Genomic DNA, 17,539 nt, shown 5'->3' with positions numbered 1-17,539 from the left:
CCCCCAACGAATCCAGCGAACCAATAACCTCCCCCAACACATCCGACTCGGTCATTTCCTTGAGCAGCGCCACAACGGCGTCAGAAGTATCCACACACAGAACGTACAACCGACCACCGACAGTTTTGAATCGCAGGAAGAACGCTCAATCGAGATCAAGCAACCCCTCAGCACCGTTTTCCAGCTGTCGCGCGAATTCCGCCGATCGCGGAAGCATGGTCGCCTCATAAGCCCGAACAGCCTCGCCGATACCGGCGGAGCCGACACTGGCGGAGCCCGCCAACGCGAGAGCGAGGTCGCACGCGTCGAGCATGGCCAAATTGACGCCGACGCCGAGCGGCGGCATCAGGTGGGCGGCATCGCCGAGCAGGGTCACCCATGGCGTGTGCTCCCAGGTGTGCGGGACGGGCAGAACGTACAACGGGCGATCGACGTACGGCCCGTCGTTGTCGGTGATCATCCGCAACATCGACGGCGACCAGCCGGAAAACGCATCGAGCAGCCTGCCGCGGACCTCCGAGCTCGACCCGATCCAGTCCGACGGCAGGCGTTGGATGATGTAGACCCGGATATGGTCGCCGCTGTTGCGCTGGGCGAACAGGCACCGGTCGCCGTCGGCCGCCATCGCGCTGCCCTGGCCGACGAGTTCGGCGAGTTCGGGGTGCGCGTTCTCGACGTCTTCGAACCATGCCTCAAGGAAGGTGATCCCGGCGAACTCGGGCACAGCGGCCGAAACCGCCGGACGGACCCGTGACCAGGCGCCGTCGGCACCGATGACCAAGTCCGTCTCGACGATCGTTCCGTCGGTGAACCGCAGGCGCCCGGGGGCCTCGGCCCGATCCAGCGTCCGTCCCCAGTGGACGGTGCCCGGCTCCAGCGAGTCGAGGAGCAGATCACGGAGCTGACCGCGGTCGATCTCCGGTTTGAACATCTCCCCTTCGGCAGGGACATGGTGCTCCAAGAGACGCCCAAGAGGATCCAGTTTGCGCATCTCCTGCCCTTCCGGACGGGCGAGCGCGAAGAACTCGGCGAGCAGGCCGGCTTCTCGCAGGGCCAGTTGGCCGTCGTCGGCGTGCAGGTCGAGGGTGCCGCCCTGATTACGGGCCTGGGGATGCGGGTCTCGCTCGTAGACCGTCACGGGAATGCCGTGTTTCTGAAGGATGCGGGCACAGGTCAGGCCGCCGGGGCCCGCTCCGATGATGCTGATCGTCATGACGCCAGAAAAGCAGAACGAGTTAAAAAGTGCAACGAGTCAACTTAGTGACTGTGACAACTCATGCGGTACAGTGCGCTCATGGAGACACCGGGACGGCGTGAACGCAAGAAGGCGGCCACCCGCCACGCGCTGGCGGACGCCGCGCTGAAGTTGTTCCTGGAGCGGGGCTACGACCAGGTGAGCATCCGCGACATCGCCGAGGCGGCCGACGTGTCGACCACGACGTTGTTCAAACACTTCCCCGGCAAGGAAGCACTGGTCTTCGACGAGTCCGAAGACAGGGAAGCGAACTTGATCGCCGCCGTGCGGCAACGGCCGGAAGACCAGGGCGTCGTCGAGGCGCTGCGCGAGTACGTGCTCGCCACGTGGCTGCCGCTCACGGCGCATCCCCAGTACGCCGGGTTCACCGCGCTGGTGAGCGGCACCCCCGCGCTACAGGAGTACGGCGAGCGCATGTGGACCCGGCACGCCAAGGCCCTCGGCGCCGCCATCGCCGAGGACGCCGGTGTGGACTCCGACGACATCGCCTGCCACGCGCTCGCGCGATTCGTACTGGACATTCCGGCGCTCACCCGGGGCAGGACGGATCCGCGGAAGGACGTCGAGCGGATCTTCGACCTGCTCACGGACGGCTGGCGCTAGGGCGTGTTTCACAAGTCAAGTGCGCGGTCTCCGCGCCCAGGCGGTCCCTGACGGCACGGGCGGATGCGCCCGAGTACGACCCGGTACGAGGCCGATCCGCCCGCACCGCCAGGAACCACCTGGATCACGAAGCCCATCGAACAGACTTGTGAAACACGCCCTAGTCCTCTTCGGGGCGGGAGCCGCGCAGCGAGCCCGGATGCGCCTTGGCGGACGGATCCTTGCTGGTCTTGAGCAGGCTCGCCACCGTCACCACGACGAGGATGCCGATGATCACCGCGAGGCTCACGGGCGTCGAGATCTCCGGGACGCTTTCGTCGATGTCCACATGGGCCCAGTGCAGGATCAGCTTGATCCCGATGAAGCCGAGGATGATCGCGAGCCCGGCGGACAGGTACACCAGCCGGTCGAGCAGGCCCTTCACCAGGAAGTACAGCGCACGCAGGCCCAGCAGGGCGAAGGCGTTGGCCGCGAAGACCAGATACGGCTCGTCGGTGACCCCGAAGACCGCGGGGATCGAGTCGAGCGCGAACAGCAGGTCGATCCCGCCGATCGCGAGCAGCACCACCACCAGCGGCGTGCCCACCCGCTTCCCACCGACGCGGGTGAACAGCTTGCCACCGTCGTATTCATTGGACAGCGGCAGCAGGCGGCGCGCGGTCCGCACCACCACGTTGTTCTCGACGTCCGGATCTTCGTCGCGGTGCCGGAAGAGCTGGATGCCGGTGTAGATCAGCAGCAGCCCGAACAGCAGGAACATGAAGGAGAACAACGAAAGCAGCGTGGCGCCGAGCGCGATGAAGATCGCGCGCATGATCAGCGCGACGACGATGCCGAACGTGAGCACCTTGTGCTGGTGTTCCTCGGGTACCGCGAAGGTCGTCATGATGATCACGAAGACGAACAGGTTGTCGACCGACAGGCTCTTCTCGACGATGTAACCGGCGAAGTACTGCTGTCCGAAGTCGCCGCCGTGCGCGAGCGTCAGCCAGACGCCGAACGCCACCGCGACCAGGATGTAGCCGACCGACCAGGCCACCGCCTCACCGAAGCCGACCTTGTGCGGCCGCACGGCCGCGAGGATGAGATCGAGTGCCAGGAGCCCGAGCACCAGTCCGATCGTGACGATCCAGGTGAGGGCATCGATCTGGAGCATGCCAAGATCTTAAGTGCGGCTCGTCCGGTCCGCATTCGCATGACCGGGCGCCGCGTCCAGCAGCGCGGAGAGCGCGGTCTTGAGCAGCGGGTGGTCCGCGCTTCCCCGCCGGACCGCGGCGAACACGCGGCGCAGTGGCGGCTCGCCGCGCAACGGGACGGCGACCGCGCCGGGCACGGCGGTGAAAGCGTTGCGCGGCACCAAAGCCACGCCCTCGCCCGCGGCGACCAGGGTGGTGATCGCGTGGAAATCGTCGGAGACGTGCCGGATCTCCGGATTGGCACACGCGATCATCAGCACGTCGCGGCAGGGGTTGCCGGGCTTCGGCGCGATCCAGTCGTCGTCGGCGAGTTCGTCGATGTCCACTTCGGACGCTTCGGCGAGCCGGTGCGCGGTGGGCAGCACGGCGTCGAACGGCTCCACGTACAACGGGAACCGGGTGAGCCTGCTTTCATCCGTTCGTGGCGAGAGCCGGTACTCCTCGGTGATCGCCAGGTCGATCTCGCCGTCGAGCAGCAGCGGGATGCTCGCGTGCCCCTCGACGTCCTGCACCTGCATGGTGACCCCGGGCGAACCGGCGCGCAGGGAGGCGATCGCCGGCGCGACGACCATCGTGATCGCGGAGGCGAAACTCGCCAGCCGCACCAGACCCTGGACGCCGGAATCGAGCGCGGCCAGCGTCGCCCGCGCCCGTTCGAGCTCGGCGGCGACGGCGTTGGCGTGCACCACCATCAGTTCACCGGCGGGGGTCAGCGAAACCCGGCGGCCCCGGCGGCGAAGCAGCTGCTGGCCGCACTCGGCTTCGAGGGCGGCCAGCTGCTGGGAGACCGCGGACGGCGTCAGGTGCAGAGCCTGGCCCGCCGCCGTCACAGTGCCGTGGTCGGCGAGGGCGCGCAGTACCCGCAGCCGTCGCGGATCGATCATTCGTCCATCATGGACCTTGCCGTCACGAACGCGTCGACGGCACGGTTCACGTCTTCGGTCGAGTGCGCCGCCGACATCTGCGTCCGGATCCGGGCCTTCCCGTGCGGGACCACCGGATAGGAGAACCCGATCACGTAAATGCCCTGGTCGAGTAGCAGATCCGCCATCTTGCCCGCCTTGGCGGCGTCGCCGATCATCACCGGGATGATGGGGTGCTCGCCGGGGAGCAGGTCGAAACCGGCCTCGGTCATCCGGCGCCGGAACAGCTCGGTGTTGGCGCGCAGCTTGCCCAGCAGTTCACTGGAGGAGTCCAGCAGTTCCAGCGTGGCGAGCGCGGCCGCGGTGATCGACGGCGCCAGCGAGTTCGAGAACAGGTACGGCCGCGAGCGCTGCCGCAGCATCTCGACGATCTCCGCGCGGCCGGAGGTGTAGCCGCCGCTCGCGCCGCCGAGGGCCTTGCCGAGGGTGCCGGTCAGCACGTCGACCTTGTCCTGGACGCCGAACAGCTCGGGCGTGCCGCGTCCGGTCGGCCCGGTGAAACCGACGGCGTGCGAGTCGTCGACCATCACCAGCGCGTCGTAGCGCTCGGCCAGCTCGCAGATCTCGTCGAGCGGCGCGAGGTAGCCGTCCATCGAGAACACGCCGTCGGTGGCGATCATCCGGTACCGAGCGCCGGAAGCCTCCTTCAGCCGGGCTTCCAGGTCCGCGACGTCGCGGTTGCGGTAGCGCATCCGCTTCGCCTTGCAGAGCCGCACGCCGTCGATGATCGACGCGTGGTTGAGCTCGTCGGAGATGATGACGTCCTGATCGGTCAGCAACGTCTCGAAAAGCCCGGCGTTGGCGTCGAAACAGGAGCTGTAGAGGATCGTGTCCTCGGTGCCGAGGAACTCGGAGAGCTTCGCCTCGAGTTCCTTGTGCGGCTGCTGCGTCCCGCAGATGAACCGCACCGACGCCATGCCGAAGCCCCAGCGGTCCAGCGCCTCCTGCGCGGCCTTGACCAGCTTGGGGTGGTCGGCGAGGCCGAGGTAGTTGTTGGCGCAGAAGTTGAGGACGTCGCCGCCGGCGACACTGACCGAAGCCCGTTGCGGCCCCTGGAGCACCCGCTCGCCCTTGTACAGCCCGGCTTCCCGGATCTCGGCGAGCCCGGCCTTGAGGTCGTCGCGCATCGCGCCGTACATCAGTTCTCCGTCCAATCCAGAATGACCTTGCCGCAGCGGCCTTCCCTGGCCGTCGCGAACGCCTTCTCGTACTCGGTGTAGCCGAACCGGTGGGTGACCACCGGCGAGATGTCCAGCCCTGCCTGCAGCAGCACGGACATCGAGTACCACGTCTCGAACATTTCGCGCCCGTAGATCCCCTTGATCTGGATCATCTTCAGCACGACGGCGGCGATGTCGACCGACACGTCGGAGGCGGGCAGGCCGAGCAGCGCGACGCGGCCGCCGTGGGACATGTTCGCGATCATGTCGCGCAGCGCCTCGGGCCGCCCGCTCATCTCCATGCCGACGTCGAAGCCCTCGGCCATGCCGAGCCGCTCCTGCGCGTCGGCGATGGTCGAGGTGGAGACGTCCAGCGCGAGGTCGACGCCGACCTTGCGGGCCAGTTCCAGGCGGTGCTCGCTGACGTCGGTGACGACGACGTTGCGCGCGCCCGCGTGGCGCGCGATGGCGGCGGCCATGATGCCGATCGGGCCGGCGCCGGTGACCAGCACGTCCTCGCCGATGACCGGGAAGGACAGCGCGGTGTGCACGGCGTTGCCGAGCGGGTCGAAGATCGCGGCGATGTCGAGGTCGACCTTGGTGCGGTGCACCCAGGCGTTCATCTCGGGCAGGACGGCGTACTGCGCGAAGGCACCATCGGTGTGCACGCCGAGGCCCTTGGTCCTGGCGCACAGGTGACGCCGCCCGGCCTTGCAGTTGCGGCAGCTTCCGCAGACCAGGTGACCCTCGCCGCTGACCAGGTCGCCCACCTTGACCGTCGTCACCGACCGGCCGATCTCGACCACCTCGCCGACGAACTCGTGCCCGATGACCAGCGGCGCGGCGATGGTGCGCGCCGCCCAGTCGTCCCAGGAGTCGATGTGCAGATCGGTACCGCAGATCCCGGCGCGCAGCACGCGGACGGCGACGTCGCCGGGACCGACGGCGGGATCCGGCACGTCGGTGAGTTCAAGCCCGGGTGCTCGGTCGGCTTTGACCAATGCCTTCATGGCGCGAAGTCTGGTCCGCCCGCGCTGTTCAGTCCATCGCGAGTTTCTGAAATCCCTCGTTAGAGCAACTTCACAAGGAGCCCGGCACGCGGACCGACACGAAGTCCGGCCGCGGTACGACTTCGAAGCCGATCGACCGGTAAAGCCGGATCGCCGAAGTGTTCGTCGTCGCCGCGTGCATCATCGGGCGTTCGCCGCGAGCGCGGATTCCCGCCGCGACCGCGCGGATGAGCCGGGTCGCCAGTCCTTGGCCGCGATACGCCGGATCGGTGCAGACAGCGCTGATCTCGGTCCAGCCGGGTGGGCGCAGCCGCTCCCCCGCCATCGCGATCAGTTCGCCGCCACGCCGGATTCCCAGGTATGTCCCCAATTCGATGGTCCGTTTCCGGAACGGCCCGGGTTTGGTCCGCTCGACGAGGTCCAGCATCTCCGGGACGTCGTCCGGCCCCAGCAGGACGGCTTCGGGGTCTTCGGCGGCTTCGAGCGCGACGTCGACCAGCCGGACCCCGGCGATCCTGCCGAGGATTTCCCAGCCGTCCGGGACGGGCAGTGCGTTGTGGACGGTGACCGTCGCCCCCGGACCCGCCAACGCGGCGACGTCGGCCCACACGCCCTCGTCCGGTTCGGGTGGCAGGGCGAAGAACGGGGCGACCTCGACCTGGTAGCGCAGGACCTGGCCGAAGCCTTCGGCGAAGTGGGCGTGCGGCCCGGTCAGCGATTCCCAGGCCGGGTCGTCGAAAGGGATGGCCATGACGGATCCGACATCGGCGGGCCGCCGTTCATTCCCGCTCCCACATCCCGGACACGGCAGGCCGGGATCGATGACATCGTGGTCGTCGCGATCGGCCCGCGTCCGGGCTACGGTGGCCGAGATGAGGGACGACGCCGGACAGGACGCAGTGGACGCCACGCTGCTCGACGCCTTCCGTGCCGGCGACATCGACGCCGGAGAGGCGCTGTTCCGGCGGCACGCCGAGCCGCTCCGCCGGATCGCGGCGGGCTGGGTCGCCGAGCCCGCCGAACGGGACGACCTCGTCGCCGAGGCCTTCGTGCGTGTCCTGGGCGTCATTCGCGCGGGCGGCGGCCCGCGGGAGAACCTCCGCCCCTATCTCGCGGTCACCATCCGGAATCTCGCGGCCAAGTGGAGCCGTCACCACAAACGGGTCGAGTTGTACGGCACGGCCCCGGCGGTCGAAGAGGCCGCCGGGGCCGTGGGCGCGGAAGAACTGCTCATCCGCCGTTCGAACGCCCGGTTGGCGTGGCGTGCCTATTGCGCGCTCCCCGGCCGCTGGCGGACCGTGTTGTGGCGGACCGAGGCCGAAGGAGACTCGCCGAAGGTGGTGGCACCGCTGCTCGGCGTGTCACCCAACGGCGCCTCCGTCCTGGCGCTGCGGGCCCGCGAAGGGCTACGCCAAGCCTTCCTCCAGGCACAGGTCCCCGAAGCGGGCACGCCGTACTGCCGGGAAGCGCGGCGGCGCATGGGCGCGTGGCTCCGCGGCGGCGTGCCGGTCCGCCGGGCGGTTCTGATCGCCGCGCATCTGGCGGACTGCGAACCCTGCCGGACCGTCGCCACCCGGCTCGACGAGATCAACCGCGAGATGCCGCCGGGAGTCCGCGCCGTCCCCGCCTGAGCGGATCAGCCGAGAACCGGCGCGCCCTCCCCCGCGATCCGCAGCGCCTCCACCAGTTCGCGATACAGCGTGTCGGTGGCGAACAACTGTTCGTGGCTGCCACTCGCCCGCACGCGGCCGTCCTCCATCACCACGATGGTGTCCGCGTCGATCACCGTGGACAGCCGGTGCGCCACGGTGACCACGGCCCCTTCGCGCGCCAGGCGCCGGATGCAGTCGTGGATCGCGCTCTCGGTCCGGCCGTCGACCTGCGCGGTCGCCTCGTCCAGCAGCACCACGTCCGGCGTGCGCAGGATCGCCCTGGCCAGCGCGATCCGCTGCCGTTCCCCACCGGACACCGACGTCGACGAAAGCGGGGTGTCGAGGCCCTCGTCGAGTGCGGCGATCTTGTCGCTCAGCCGGACTTCGCCGAGTGCCCGCCGCACCTCCTCCTCGGTCGCGTCCGGATGGGTGAAGAGCACGTTCTCCCTGATCGTCCCCGGCACGATGGGCGTCTCCTGCTCGACGTAGGCCAGCCGTGCCCGCACCTCCGCGTACGGCAGGTCCGTGTACTCACGCCCGTCCAGCAGCACGGAACCCGACTGCGGCCGCACGAACCGCATGATCAGCGACAGCATCGTGGTCTTGCCCGCACCGGACGGCCCGACGATCGCGGTGTGCCCGCGCCTCGGGATCTTCAGCGACACGTCCCGCAGCGCCGGATCGCCGCCGTAGCTCACGGTCACCCCGCGCAGTTCCAGTACCGGGCCGTCCCGCCCGTCCGCGGTCTCCGGCGCCGTGGCCACCGTGTCCTCTTCGATCTCCAGCGCGTCCATCTCCCGGATCCGCCCCGCCGCCGCGATGCCCGCCTGCAACGTGGTCATGTTCTGGCTCAGTTCGGTGATCGGCTCCATCAACGCGAAGGCGTAGAGCAGGAACGCGATGAGGCTCGACACCTCGAGCAAACCCGCGCCGACGCGCCAGGCACCGAGGCCGAGGATCACCAGGATCGCGCCCTGGATGCCGGTCCACGCCACCACCCAGGCGACGGCCTCCCGCCGCACCGCACGGACGCCGTGCACGGTTGCGGCTTCGGCGTCGACCAGGACACGCTCGGACTGCCGGTCTTCGGCACGGCTGGCCTTCACCGTGCGGATCGCCCGCAGCGCGCCCTCGAGGACGCCACCGAGACGGCCCACCCGGTCTTGCGCCTTCTCCTGTTCCTTCGCGATGGCGGGCATGAGCCACGCGAACAGCGCGATCACCACGAGCACGGCGGCCACCGTCGTCGCGAGCAGCACCGGGTCGAGCACGCTCATCAGCGCCAAGGTGCCGATGAGCATCACGACGCCGTTGATCAGCCCGATCACGCTGGACGACGCCGCCTCGCGCAGCAGTACGGTGTCCGAGGTGACGCGGGTGACCAGTTCCCCCGTCGGCCGTTTCGTGACCGCCGGGATCGTCGCGCGGAAGAACCGCCGCACCATCGATTCCCTGGCCTTCAGCACCACCCGCTCGCCGACCGTGCCGAGCAGGATCCACTGCGTCAGCCAGATCACCGAGCCGACCAGCATCAGGCCGAGCAGCGCCAGTACGGGTCCGGCCAGCGACGCCGACGAGCCCAGCGAGTCGAGCACCCATTTCGTGACCATGGGCGTCGCGAGACCGGTCGCGGAGCCGAGCAGGGCGAGTACCAGGCCGATCGCGAGTGCCCCCTTGTGCGGCCGCGCGAACGACCACAGCACCTTCAATCGTGGAGTATCCATGGTTCTCAATGGAACACAGATGTTCTAAAATCGTCAAGCGAGTTCCATATTGGCGAGCGAGGTACGGTACCGGCCATGAGTGAGGGTGTGGTCACCGAGACGGGTGTCCGGGCGAGGACCCGGCGCGCGATCCTGGACGCGGCCATCGAGAAACTGACGAAGCAGCCGAGCGCCACGCTGGCCGACATCGCGGCGGCCGCGAACGTCGGTCGCACCACGGTGCACCGGTATTTCGCGGAACGCTCCGACCTCATCGACGCCATCAGCCACGACGCCCTCGACAAGGTCTCCCAAGGCACGCGGCGGGCACGGCTCGACGAAGGCCCGGCCCCGGCCGCGCTGGCGAGGTTGTGCCAGGAGTACTTCGAGTTCGGCGACGTCTTCCAGTTGCTCTTCACCATGCCGGATCTGGTGACCCGCCCCGAATGGCAGGACGAGAGCGAGGACGACCGGTCGCTGCTGAGGCTGATCGAACGCGGGCACGCCGAGGGCACGATCGACCCGGCGATGTCGAAGGAATGGCTGCTGCAACTGCTGTGGGCCCTGCTCTACACGGGATGGGAAGCGGCGCAGGAGAAGAAGACTCCGAAGCACGAAGCGCTCAGCTTGTGCCTGCGCAGCCTGGAAAAGGTCATCGCGGTCGGCTGAAGTCCTACGAAGTGATGACGCGCGGACGCGCCCGCTTCGAAGATCCTTGCCCGGTGATGGAAAAAACCGGTGCACGCCCGGAAGTCGCCAGGATCGCCCTCATCGGCGGACTCCTGGTCTTCCTCGCGGCACCCGCGCTGTTGCTGGCGACCGGGAACGACACGATCCAGCCGTCCGCGGACTCGGACAAACGGCTTTCCCTTTGGGGCGCGGTGATTCCCGCCCTGGTGGGGATCCTGCTGGTCCGCGCGATCCCGCTCCGCGCACCGTCGTTACCCGCCGAGGTGGACGACCGCCGCGCCCTGCGCCGTCAAGCAGGCGCCTTGGCGCTCATCGCCTTTGTGTGGCCGCCGGCGTTGTTCCTCGTGTCGATGGCGGGACAGCAGGCGCTCGTCCGCGACATCTGGGGGCTCGCCAAACCGCTCGTGTTCCTGGTGCTGCCGCTGATTCTCCTGCGAACCCTGCGCCCGCAAGGGAAACCGGATCCGTTCCGGCTCACGTGGCGGCCCCGGCAGACGTGGCGATGGCTCGCGCCGATTCCCGCGGTACTCGTGTTCGGCTGGCTCTACGTCCTCGGCCCGCTCGCGCCGCCGCTGCCGACCGCGGAGGACTACCCGGATCCGGTGTACCTGGCGGTGGGCGCGACGCTGACCTTCTTCACCGCGAACGTACTCGAAGAGGTCTTCTTCCGCGGCATGCTGCAGACCCGGCTGGAGGCGCTTTTCGGGCGGTGGCCGGGAATCCTGCTGACGTCACTGCTGTTCGCGTGGCTGCACCTGCCGACGCACGGGCAGGGATCGCTACCGCTCACCCTGGGCGCGATCGTGGCCTTCCAAGGATTCTTCGGCCTGTTCACCGGCTACCTGTGGTCGCGCTACCGCAACCTGTGGGCACCGATCGCCGCGCACACCGCGATGAACACGGTGCCCCTGCTGCTGATGTGACGCTTCCCGAGTCCGTGAAGGCCTCCTTGAGGGACTCTGGGTCCCTCAAGGAGGCCTTCACGGACAGTCGAAGTCAGGCGCCGATGGTCGCCGCGTCGATGACGAACCGGTAGCGGACGTCGCTGTTCTCGACCCGGTCGTAGGCCACGTTCACCTGGTCGGCCGAAATCGTCTCGATCTCGGCGCCGATGCCGTGCTCGGCGCAGAAGTCGAGCATCTCCTGGGTCTCGGCGATGCCGCCGATCATCGAACCGGCGAGCACCTTGTTGCCACCGAGCAGCGAGAAGGCGTTGTAGGACAGCGGTTCGCCGGGCGCGCCGACGTTGACCATGGCTCCGCCGACCCGCAGCATGCCGAGATAGGAGTCGACGGGCAACGTCGCCGAAACGGTGTTGAGGATCAGGTCGAAGCGGCCGCGCAGCGTCTGGAAGGTCGACGCGTCACCGGTCGCGAAGTAGTCCTTCGCGCCCAGCTTCAGGCCGTCTTCCTGCTTCTTCAGGCTCTGGCTGAGCACGGTGACGTCGGCGCCCATGGCGACCGCGATCTTGACCGCCATGTGGCCGAGCCCGCCGAGGCCGACGACGGCGACCTTCTTGCCCGGTCCGGCGCCCCAGCGGTTCAGCGGGGAGTAGGTGGTGATGCCCGCGCACAGCAGCGGGGCGGCGACGTCGAGGCCGATCCCTTCCGGGATCCGGCAGACGAAGCCGTCCTTCACGACGATCTGGCGGCTGTAACCGCCGTAGGTGTTCTCGCCGTCGAAGCCGACTCCGTTGTACGTCTGGATGTTGCCCTTGAGGCAGAACTGCTCGGTGCCCGCGAGGCAGTACTCGCACTCGCCACAGGAGTCCACCATGCAGCCGACCCCGACGCGGTCCCCGACCTGGTACTTCGTGACGTCGGAGCCGACCGCGGCGACGACGCCGGCGATCTCGTGGCCGGGCACCATCGGGAAGATCGCGCTGCCCCAGTCCTCCTTCACCTGATGGATGTCGCTGTGGCAGATCCCCGCGTACGCGATGTCGATCAGCACGTCGTCCGGACGCAGGTCGCGACGCTCGATGGTCGTCGGCGACAGTGCGGCGCCCGGGGACGGCGCGGCGATGGCGTGCGTGGTCGTCGTCATGAAACCCTCCGAGAAACAGTGAGACCATGTAAGAGGTCACTTACAACTAGCGTAAGAGGGCTCTTACATATTCCGCGACCGGGACGGTGTGATCCACGACATGGGCGGCAAGTACCATCACGGCGACCTTCGCGCCGAACTCGTGCGGGTCTCGCTCGACTTGATCGCCGAACAGGGACTGGGAGCGTTCTCCGTCGCCGAGGTCGCCAGGCGCGCGAAGGTCAGCCCCGGCGCGCCGTATCGGCATTTCCCGGCCAAGGAAAGCCTGATGGCCGCGATCGCGACGAGCGTCGCCTGCCAACTGGCCGACAGGGTGCACGACGCCGTCGAAGCCGAGAGCGAGCCCGTCGCCGCGCTCGCCGCGGCCGCCGGCGCGTACACGGAGTACCTGATCGAACGCCGGGCCGGGATGAACGTCATCTACGCCGACGGATTGCAAGGCCCGGAGCACTCGGACCTGCACGAGCAGACCCGCCGCCTGACCGACCAGTTCGTCATGCTCTGCCTCACCGTCGCCGATCGGCCACAGGACGGGCTGGAACTGATGGAGCAGTTGTTCACCCAGGCACACGGTTACGGCACGTTCTACCTCGACGGGGTCTTCACGAAACAGGGCTATTCCACGGAAGTCGTCGTCCGGAAGTCGGTCGAGGCGGCCCGCGCCGCCATCGAGGGCCGCGCGAAAATGTGACGTGATTCACGTCTGATTTGTCCGATTACCGGGGCTCCCCGCGCCGACAGGATGCGAAGCGCAATCCTTTCGACAACGAGGAGAAACGCGTGAGCATCGGGCAAGACGTCGGATCCTGGCGGGAACTGGGCCGTCATACGAGCACTTCGGTGGTACTGGCGGGTGGTGTGCTCGTCGGCGCGATCACCATCTATGTGGCGGCGAGCCTGCTGCCGACGGCGATCCAGGACATCGGCGGACGACCGTTGTACGCCTGGACCATGACGGCGTTCCTGGTCGCACAGGTCGTCGCGACCATGTCGGTGGGTCAAGCCCTTTTCCGCTTCGGCGGCAAGGGTTCCTACTTGATCGGCTTCGGCGTCTTCGCCGCGGGCTCGGTGTTGTGCGCGGTGAGCCCGTCGATGCCGGTCCTCCTCGTCGGCCGTGGGACACAAGGGCTCGGCGCCGGTCTGCTGACCGGACTGGGTTTCGCCCTGATCCATTCGGCGCTGCCGCCCCGGCTCTGGAGCCGGGGAAGCGCCCTGATCTCCGCGATGTTCGGGGTCGGCAACTTCGCGGGCCCGGCGCTCGGCGGATTCTCGGCACAGTTCGGCTCGTGGCGGTCCGCGTTCGTGGTACTGGCGGTGATGGCGGCCGCGCTGGCGGTCTTCGTGCCGCGGGCGCTCCCCCGCGGTGAACGTCCGGCGCAGGCGCCGCCGGTTCCGGTCGTGTCGCTGTCGTTGATCGTCGGCGCGACCGGAGCGGTGAGCATGGCCGGGATCCTGTCCGGCACGCTCGCGATGGCGGCCTTCATCGCGCTGGGTCTCGTTCTCGTGGCGGCGTTCCTGGTGACGGAGAAGCGCGCGGTGGCGAGCGTGCTGCCCGATTCGGTGTACCGGCGGGGTTCGCGGCTGCGGTGGATCTACCTGACCATCATGGTGCTGGCGTCCGGTGTCTCGGTGGAGACGTTCTTGCCGCTCTTCGGCCAGCGACTGGGCGGACTTCCGCCCGCGGCCGCGGGGTTCTTCGCCGCCGCGCTGTCCTTGGGCTGGTCGGTGAGCCAGCTCGTCAGCGCTTCGGCCCGTGAGACTCGGCGGCTCGTGCTCGCCGGACCGGCCTGTCTCGCCGCCGGGTTCGCCGTGCTGGGTCTGCTGCAGACAGAACAGCCGTCGCTGCCCGTCGTTCTCGCATGGCTGCCGGTGCTCTTCTTCGGTGGCATGGGAATCGGCATCGCGATGCCCCATCTGTCCGTCGCCGCGATGACCTCCGCGCCGGACGGCGAGGGCGGGAAAGCCGCCGCCGGGATCGCCACGATCCTGACGATGTCGACCGCGTTCGGCGCGGCGGTCGCCGGCCTGCTGGTCAACCTCGGCGGCCCTTCGGTGCTCACGTCGGCGAGGTGGCTGTTGTTCGGCTTCGCCGCTGTCTCCGCTCTCGGCCTGCTCACCGCACGCCGCGCGGTCTGACTCAGCTCCGGGAGCGCTTCCCGCGCACGCGTGGAAGTGCTTCCGGGCAGCCGCCGTCGCAGCGGATATGTGCCCAGACGATCTTCCCGCCGCGGACCGGCTCACGCCGGACGCCCCATTGCACCGCCACCCCGTCGACGACGAGCAGCCCTCGCCCGCGGGGATCCTCGATCTGCGAACAACGCGCCCGGGGTTGTTCGACGCTGACGTCCGCGACCTCGATGCGGACGGCGCACGGGGTCACGCCGCGCCACAGCTGGATGTGGCGTGCGCCACCTCCGTGCACGTAGGCGTTGGCGACGAGTTCGGTCGCCGCCAGCAGGACGTCGTCACGATGCCCCTCGCCGAGATCGGAAAGGCATCTGACGACCCAGGCTCGCATGTCGGGCAAGGCCCGAGGCGTGGTGGCTCGCAGGTCGAGCACCCAGGTCCCCGGCACCGGATGCTCCGCGACGCTGATCATGGAGCCACCCCTCCCATTGCACGCGGCCTCCCTGCTGAAGTCGCACAATCGGGTTACCCAAAATGGGCGAGGATCAACCCGTGTCGAGGATCATCGGGCCGCGATACCCTCCAGCACCGTTGTGACCACCGCATCCGTACCCGGCGTGGCGGTCACTTTCGGCCCGTGCGGAAGCAGGCTCGCGAGCACTGTTTCGTGGCAGACCCCGACCAGCATCGCCGCCGCCGCTTCGACATCGCCGTCCAGCCTGCCGAGTTCCTTTTCCGCGCACAGGTATTCCGCGAGGCGGTCCCGCCAGGTCTCCGCGCCCTCGCCCAGTTCTCCGTACCGCGCGAGCACGGCGGGGCGGGCGAGCAGCCCGGCGAACGCGGGCAGGATCTCCTTGTGCAAAGCCAAACCGTAGGAGAGCTGGGCCCGGAGATTGGCCTCGACCGTACCCGAATCCGGCGCGGGCAGCTCGCCGAGCCCGGCTTCGACCCTCCGCACGTGTTCGGCCAACGCGTTGGCCAGCAACTCTTCCTTGTCGGAGAAATGGTTGTACAGCACGCCGTCGGCGACGCCTGCCGCACGCGCGATGGCGCGGACCGTGAGTTCCGCGGTGCCGTTGGCGGAAATCAGGGTCGCGGCCGTGGCGATCAGGTGCTCGCGCAGGCTCCGGCCGTCTTCGGTGTGGCGCAGGGCCGCCGCTTTCCTCGGTGACATCGGGGCTCAGCCGCGCGCGGAAGCCGTGACCAGCCACGCCGCGCCGCGCAGCCGGACACCGTCCGGTCCGTCGAAAGACCGGAGCGCGGCCGAAAGAGCTTCCCGCGCACCGGCCGCGGCGTCGGCTCCGGCCTGGTCGAGGTGATACTTGACCGGCCCCCAGCCCGCCATGAAACCGGCCGCGTCCGGCACGTCGCTCCCCCAGACCTGATCGGCCTCGACACGCGTGCAGGCGACGTCGAAGAATCCGGCGTCGCTCAGCACCGAACGGACCCGCGCCGGATCGGCGAACGACGTCGGGCCGGTTCCGTCTTCGCCGGTCGGGGTCGGCAGAAACGGTGCCAGCGAGGCGAAAACGGCACCCAGATCGGTTCCGGCGAGTTCGGTCATGCACAGGAACGCGAGCCTGCCGCCAGGTCGCAGCGCGCGGCGCACGTTGGTGAAGGCGGCGACCGGATCGGCGAAGAACATCACCGCGAACCGGCTGAGCGCGACGTCGAAAACGTCTTCACCGAACGGGAAGACCTGGACGTCACCCTGGTCGAACACGACGTTCGCGACACCTTCTGCCTCCGCGCGGGCCCGCGCCGTGGCGAGCATCGGCGCGGACAGATCGATCCCGGTCGCGCCGCCGAGCGCGGCACGGACGGCGGCGAACCGGGTGACCTGCCCGTTGCCGCAGCCGATGTCGAGCACCCGGTCACGTTCGCCGATCCCGGCCGCGTCGAACAGGAATTCGTTGAACCCGCTGTTCACCGCGTCGTAGCGCTCGTCGTGCTCGGCCCAGTGCCGTCCCTCGTAGCCGTTCCACGCTTCCGCCTGAGCGGTGTTGACGATGCCGGACATCCCAGAACCTCCTCCGTCATGAACACGTGTTCATGAACATGTGTTCATAGTGGAGGAGGCCGGTCAGGGCGTCAAGCGGTGACGGTGAACTCGGCGGTGCGGACCTTGTCCCCGTGCTGGAAGTCGAGGAAGAGCCGGTAAGTGCCACCGGTCGGGACTCCCGCGAAGAACGTGACCGTGGGCCCGGCCGCGGTGTGACCGTCACCGGGTTCGCCGTCCGGGTGGACGTGCAGGTACGCGAGGTCGCCGCCGCGCAGGGCGACCAAATGCCCGTAAGCACCCAGATACGGCTGCAGATCGGTGACTTCACGGCCGTTCTCGGTGACGGTGAGCGTCACCTTCGACGGCTTGCCCGGCGTGAGTTCGCCGTCGAGTTCGACCCGGTATCCGTCGACCTCCGCGACCCGCGAAGGCGCGTACTCGACGGGACGGAAGTCCCCGGCGGCGAAGAGGTCGACACCCAAGGTCGTCGCGACTCCACCATTGGGCTTGAAGTCGGCGAAGACGCGATAGACCCCCGCCTCATCGACGGTCAGCGGCACGGTCCACGTGCCGTCCTCGTCCAGTTCCGGGTGGATGTGCTGGAAGCCCGCGGTGTCGCGGCGGACGACGATGAGATGCATGCGCTTCTCGTGTTCGACGTCGTAGGCCGTCACCGGCGCCCCGTCGGGACCGAGGACGCGGAAGGTGAAGGGCCGGGTCATTCCCGGAACGAGCGTCGTGGTGGTGGGCGCGAAGGTGTAGCCGCCCTTCGTCGACGCGAGCCCGGCGGGTTCGTGGTCGTGCGTGCCGTGGGCGTCATGCGTGTTCATCGTGCGCGTCCTTGGTGCGGGTGCCACCCGCGATCGTGGAGCAGGCTCGGGTGCCGCTCTCACCATCACCTTACATACCCCCTATGGGTATATGCGAGCGACGCTGGTCACACCGGGGCGCGAGCCGGCCGGCGCTGGAGCGTGTCGCCGGACGGTCGTGAACGCGTGCGCCTGAACGCCATGATTTCGGCCGTGGGGCGACGGTGTCTCGACCATGGGTGTCAGCGACGGCACCGGCACACCGAAGGCCCCCTTCTTCGCTACCGCACCCCGCCCCCGACGTTGCGAAAGCCACTTTCGCAACCTTCAACGTTGCCAAAGTGGCTTTCGCAACCCGCCACC

At 68.6% G+C, this 17,539-nt stretch carries 18 protein-coding genes; 6 read left to right on the top strand and 12 right to left on the bottom strand.

What is annotated here, in order from left to right:
* Positions 1 to 145: 145 nt before the first annotated feature.
* Entirely contained in the window at positions 146 to 1,213 is a 1,068-nt protein-coding gene (locus DL991_RS22840) for an NAD(P)/FAD-dependent oxidoreductase (protein ID WP_125786383.1), read from the bottom strand.
* Positions 1,214 to 1,294: 81 nt separating this feature from the next.
* Between DL991_RS22840 and DL991_RS22835 the strand changes: the two genes are divergently transcribed.
* Positions 1,295 to 1,858, top strand: coding sequence for a TetR/AcrR family transcriptional regulator (locus DL991_RS22835; protein ID WP_125786382.1), 564 nt, complete (start codon positions 1,295 to 1,297; stop codon positions 1,856 to 1,858).
* A gap of 160 nt (positions 1,859 to 2,018) precedes the next feature.
* On the opposite strand, the gene DL991_RS22830 is transcribed toward DL991_RS22835, so the two are convergent.
* The 5 genes from DL991_RS22830 to DL991_RS22810 form a co-directional block, all read right to left on the bottom strand.
* Positions 2,019 to 3,014: a TerC/Alx family metal homeostasis membrane protein gene (locus DL991_RS22830; RefSeq protein ID WP_125786381.1), complete on the bottom strand. Its 996-nt coding sequence runs from the start codon at positions 3,012 to 3,014 to the stop codon at positions 2,019 to 2,021.
* 9 nt (positions 3,015 to 3,023) lie between these two features.
* The gene (locus tag DL991_RS22825) at positions 3,024 to 3,938 is read right to left on the bottom strand and encodes a LysR family transcriptional regulator (protein WP_125786380.1); all 915 of its coding nucleotides are present in this window, start codon (positions 3,936 to 3,938) and stop codon (positions 3,024 to 3,026) included.
* Entirely contained in the window at positions 3,935 to 5,116 is a 1,182-nt protein-coding gene (locus DL991_RS22820) for a glycine C-acetyltransferase (RefSeq protein ID WP_125786394.1), read from the bottom strand. Before DL991_RS22820 ends, DL991_RS22825 begins: the two co-directional genes overlap by 4 nt.
* Entirely contained in the window at positions 5,116 to 6,147 is a 1,032-nt protein-coding gene (tdh, locus tag DL991_RS22815) for an L-threonine 3-dehydrogenase (RefSeq protein ID WP_125786379.1), read from the bottom strand. The genes DL991_RS22820 and tdh overlap by 1 nt, the downstream gene beginning before the upstream one ends.
* Before the next feature lie 70 nt (positions 6,148 to 6,217).
* Positions 6,218 to 6,898 carry a GNAT family N-acetyltransferase gene (locus DL991_RS22810; protein ID WP_125786378.1) on the bottom strand — a complete coding sequence of 227 codons (681 nt, stop codon included), beginning with the start codon at positions 6,896 to 6,898 and terminating at the stop codon, positions 6,218 to 6,220.
* A gap of 121 nt (positions 6,899 to 7,019) precedes the next feature.
* On the opposite strand from DL991_RS22810, the gene DL991_RS22805 reads away from it, so the two are divergent.
* Positions 7,020 to 7,778, top strand: coding sequence for a sigma-70 family RNA polymerase sigma factor (locus tag DL991_RS22805; RefSeq protein WP_125786377.1), 759 nt, complete (start codon positions 7,020 to 7,022; stop codon positions 7,776 to 7,778).
* A gap of 5 nt (positions 7,779 to 7,783) precedes the next feature.
* Here DL991_RS22805 and DL991_RS22800 read toward each other — a convergent pair whose 3' ends face one another.
* A complete protein-coding gene (locus tag DL991_RS22800; protein ID WP_233598942.1) occupies positions 7,784 to 9,523 on the bottom strand; it encodes an ABC transporter ATP-binding protein in 1,740 nt (579 codons plus the stop codon).
* A 75-nt stretch (positions 9,524 to 9,598) separates the two neighbouring features.
* Here DL991_RS22800 and DL991_RS22795 point away from each other — a divergent pair, with 75 nt between their 5' ends.
* Together DL991_RS22795 and DL991_RS22790 are read left to right on the top strand one after the other, a co-directional pair.
* A complete protein-coding gene (locus DL991_RS22795; RefSeq protein ID WP_125786376.1) occupies positions 9,599 to 10,171 on the top strand; it encodes a TetR/AcrR family transcriptional regulator in 573 nt (190 codons plus the stop codon).
* Positions 10,172 to 10,227: 56 nt separating this feature from the next.
* A complete protein-coding gene (locus tag DL991_RS22790; protein ID WP_233598943.1) occupies positions 10,228 to 11,115 on the top strand; it encodes a CPBP family intramembrane glutamic endopeptidase in 888 nt (295 codons plus the stop codon).
* 73 nt (positions 11,116 to 11,188) lie between these two features.
* Here DL991_RS22790 and DL991_RS22785 read toward each other — a convergent pair whose 3' ends face one another.
* Positions 11,189 to 12,238, bottom strand: a complete 1,050-nt coding sequence (locus tag DL991_RS22785) for an NAD(P)-dependent alcohol dehydrogenase (protein ID WP_125786374.1) — start codon at positions 12,236 to 12,238, stop codon at positions 11,189 to 11,191.
* Positions 12,239 to 12,326: 88 nt separating this feature from the next.
* Between DL991_RS22785 and DL991_RS22780 the strand changes: the two genes are divergently transcribed.
* Together DL991_RS22780 and DL991_RS22775 are read left to right on the top strand one after the other, a co-directional pair.
* Complete coding sequence (locus tag DL991_RS22780) at positions 12,327 to 12,929, top strand: TetR/AcrR family transcriptional regulator (protein WP_125786373.1); 603 nt, start codon at positions 12,327 to 12,329, stop codon at positions 12,927 to 12,929.
* Between the two features lie 89 nt (positions 12,930 to 13,018).
* The gene (locus DL991_RS22775; protein WP_125786372.1) at positions 13,019 to 14,374 is read left to right on the top strand and encodes an MFS transporter; all 1,356 of its coding nucleotides are present in this window, start codon (positions 13,019 to 13,021) and stop codon (positions 14,372 to 14,374) included.
* A 1-nt stretch (position 14,375) separates the two neighbouring features.
* Here the strand turns inward: DL991_RS22775 and DL991_RS22770 are convergent, their stop codons facing one another.
* From DL991_RS22770 to DL991_RS22755, 4 genes are all read right to left on the bottom strand, one after another.
* Positions 14,376 to 14,837 (bottom strand): ATP-binding protein, encoded by a 462-nt coding sequence (locus DL991_RS22770; RefSeq protein ID WP_125786371.1) that lies wholly within the window; start codon positions 14,835 to 14,837, stop codon positions 14,376 to 14,378.
* A gap of 90 nt (positions 14,838 to 14,927) precedes the next feature.
* On the bottom strand, positions 14,928 to 15,539 hold the full coding sequence (locus DL991_RS22765) for a TetR/AcrR family transcriptional regulator (protein ID WP_125786370.1): 612 nt from the start codon (positions 15,537 to 15,539) through the stop codon (positions 14,928 to 14,930).
* A gap of 6 nt (positions 15,540 to 15,545) precedes the next feature.
* A complete protein-coding gene (locus tag DL991_RS22760; protein ID WP_125786369.1) occupies positions 15,546 to 16,385 on the bottom strand; it encodes a class I SAM-dependent methyltransferase in 840 nt (279 codons plus the stop codon).
* 71 nt (positions 16,386 to 16,456) lie between these two features.
* Complete coding sequence (locus DL991_RS22755; RefSeq protein ID WP_233598941.1) at positions 16,457 to 17,197, bottom strand: DUF748 domain-containing protein; 741 nt, start codon at positions 17,195 to 17,197, stop codon at positions 16,457 to 16,459.
* Positions 17,198 to 17,539: the final 342 nt, after the last annotated feature.

Origin of the sequence: Amycolatopsis sp. WAC 01375 (assembly GCF_003947325.1) — a bacterium.
Classification (GTDB): Bacteria; Actinomycetota; Actinomycetes; order Mycobacteriales; family Pseudonocardiaceae; genus Amycolatopsis.
Note: the sequence above shows the minus strand (reverse complement) of the source record. Positions and strands in the feature narration are given on the sequence as shown.

Excerpts from the sequence above, each read along its gene's own strand:
- DL991_RS22790 (WP_233598943.1), top strand. The coding sequence starts at position 10,228 with ATGGAAAAAACCGGTGCACGCCCGGAAGTCGCCAGGATCGCCCTCATC.
- DL991_RS22800 (WP_233598942.1), bottom strand. The coding sequence starts at position 9,523 with ATGGATACTCCACGATTGAAGGTGCTGTGGTCGTTCGCGCGGCCGCAC.
- DL991_RS22820 (WP_125786394.1), bottom strand. The coding sequence starts at position 5,116 with ATGTACGGCGCGATGCGCGACGACCTCAAGGCCGGGCTCGCCGAGATC.
- DL991_RS22760 (WP_125786369.1), bottom strand. The coding sequence starts at position 16,385 with ATGTCCGGCATCGTCAACACCGCTCAGGCGGAAGCGTGGAACGGCTAC.
- DL991_RS22840 (WP_125786383.1), bottom strand. The coding sequence starts at position 1,213 with ATGACGATCAGCATCATCGGAGCGGGCCCCGGCGGCCTGACCTGTGCC.
- DL991_RS22785 (WP_125786374.1), bottom strand. The coding sequence starts at position 12,238 with ATGACGACGACCACGCACGCCATCGCCGCGCCGTCCCCGGGCGCCGCA.
- tdh (WP_125786379.1), bottom strand. The coding sequence starts at position 6,147 with ATGAAGGCATTGGTCAAAGCCGACCGAGCACCCGGGCTTGAACTCACC.
- DL991_RS22825 (WP_125786380.1), bottom strand. The coding sequence starts at position 3,938 with ATGATCGATCCGCGACGGCTGCGGGTACTGCGCGCCCTCGCCGACCAC.
- DL991_RS22770 (WP_125786371.1), bottom strand. The coding sequence starts at position 14,837 with ATGATCAGCGTCGCGGAGCATCCGGTGCCGGGGACCTGGGTGCTCGAC.
- DL991_RS22795 (WP_125786376.1), top strand. The coding sequence starts at position 9,599 with ATGAGTGAGGGTGTGGTCACCGAGACGGGTGTCCGGGCGAGGACCCGG.
- DL991_RS22830 (WP_125786381.1), bottom strand. The coding sequence starts at position 3,014 with ATGCTCCAGATCGATGCCCTCACCTGGATCGTCACGATCGGACTGGTG.
- DL991_RS22805 (WP_125786377.1), top strand. The coding sequence starts at position 7,020 with ATGAGGGACGACGCCGGACAGGACGCAGTGGACGCCACGCTGCTCGAC.
- DL991_RS22765 (WP_125786370.1), bottom strand. The coding sequence starts at position 15,539 with ATGTCACCGAGGAAAGCGGCGGCCCTGCGCCACACCGAAGACGGCCGG.
- DL991_RS22755 (WP_233598941.1), bottom strand. The coding sequence starts at position 17,197 with ATGAACACGCATGACGCCCACGGCACGCACGACCACGAACCCGCCGGG.
- DL991_RS22835 (WP_125786382.1), top strand. The coding sequence starts at position 1,295 with ATGGAGACACCGGGACGGCGTGAACGCAAGAAGGCGGCCACCCGCCAC.
- DL991_RS22810 (WP_125786378.1), bottom strand. The coding sequence starts at position 6,898 with ATGGCCATCCCTTTCGACGACCCGGCCTGGGAATCGCTGACCGGGCCG.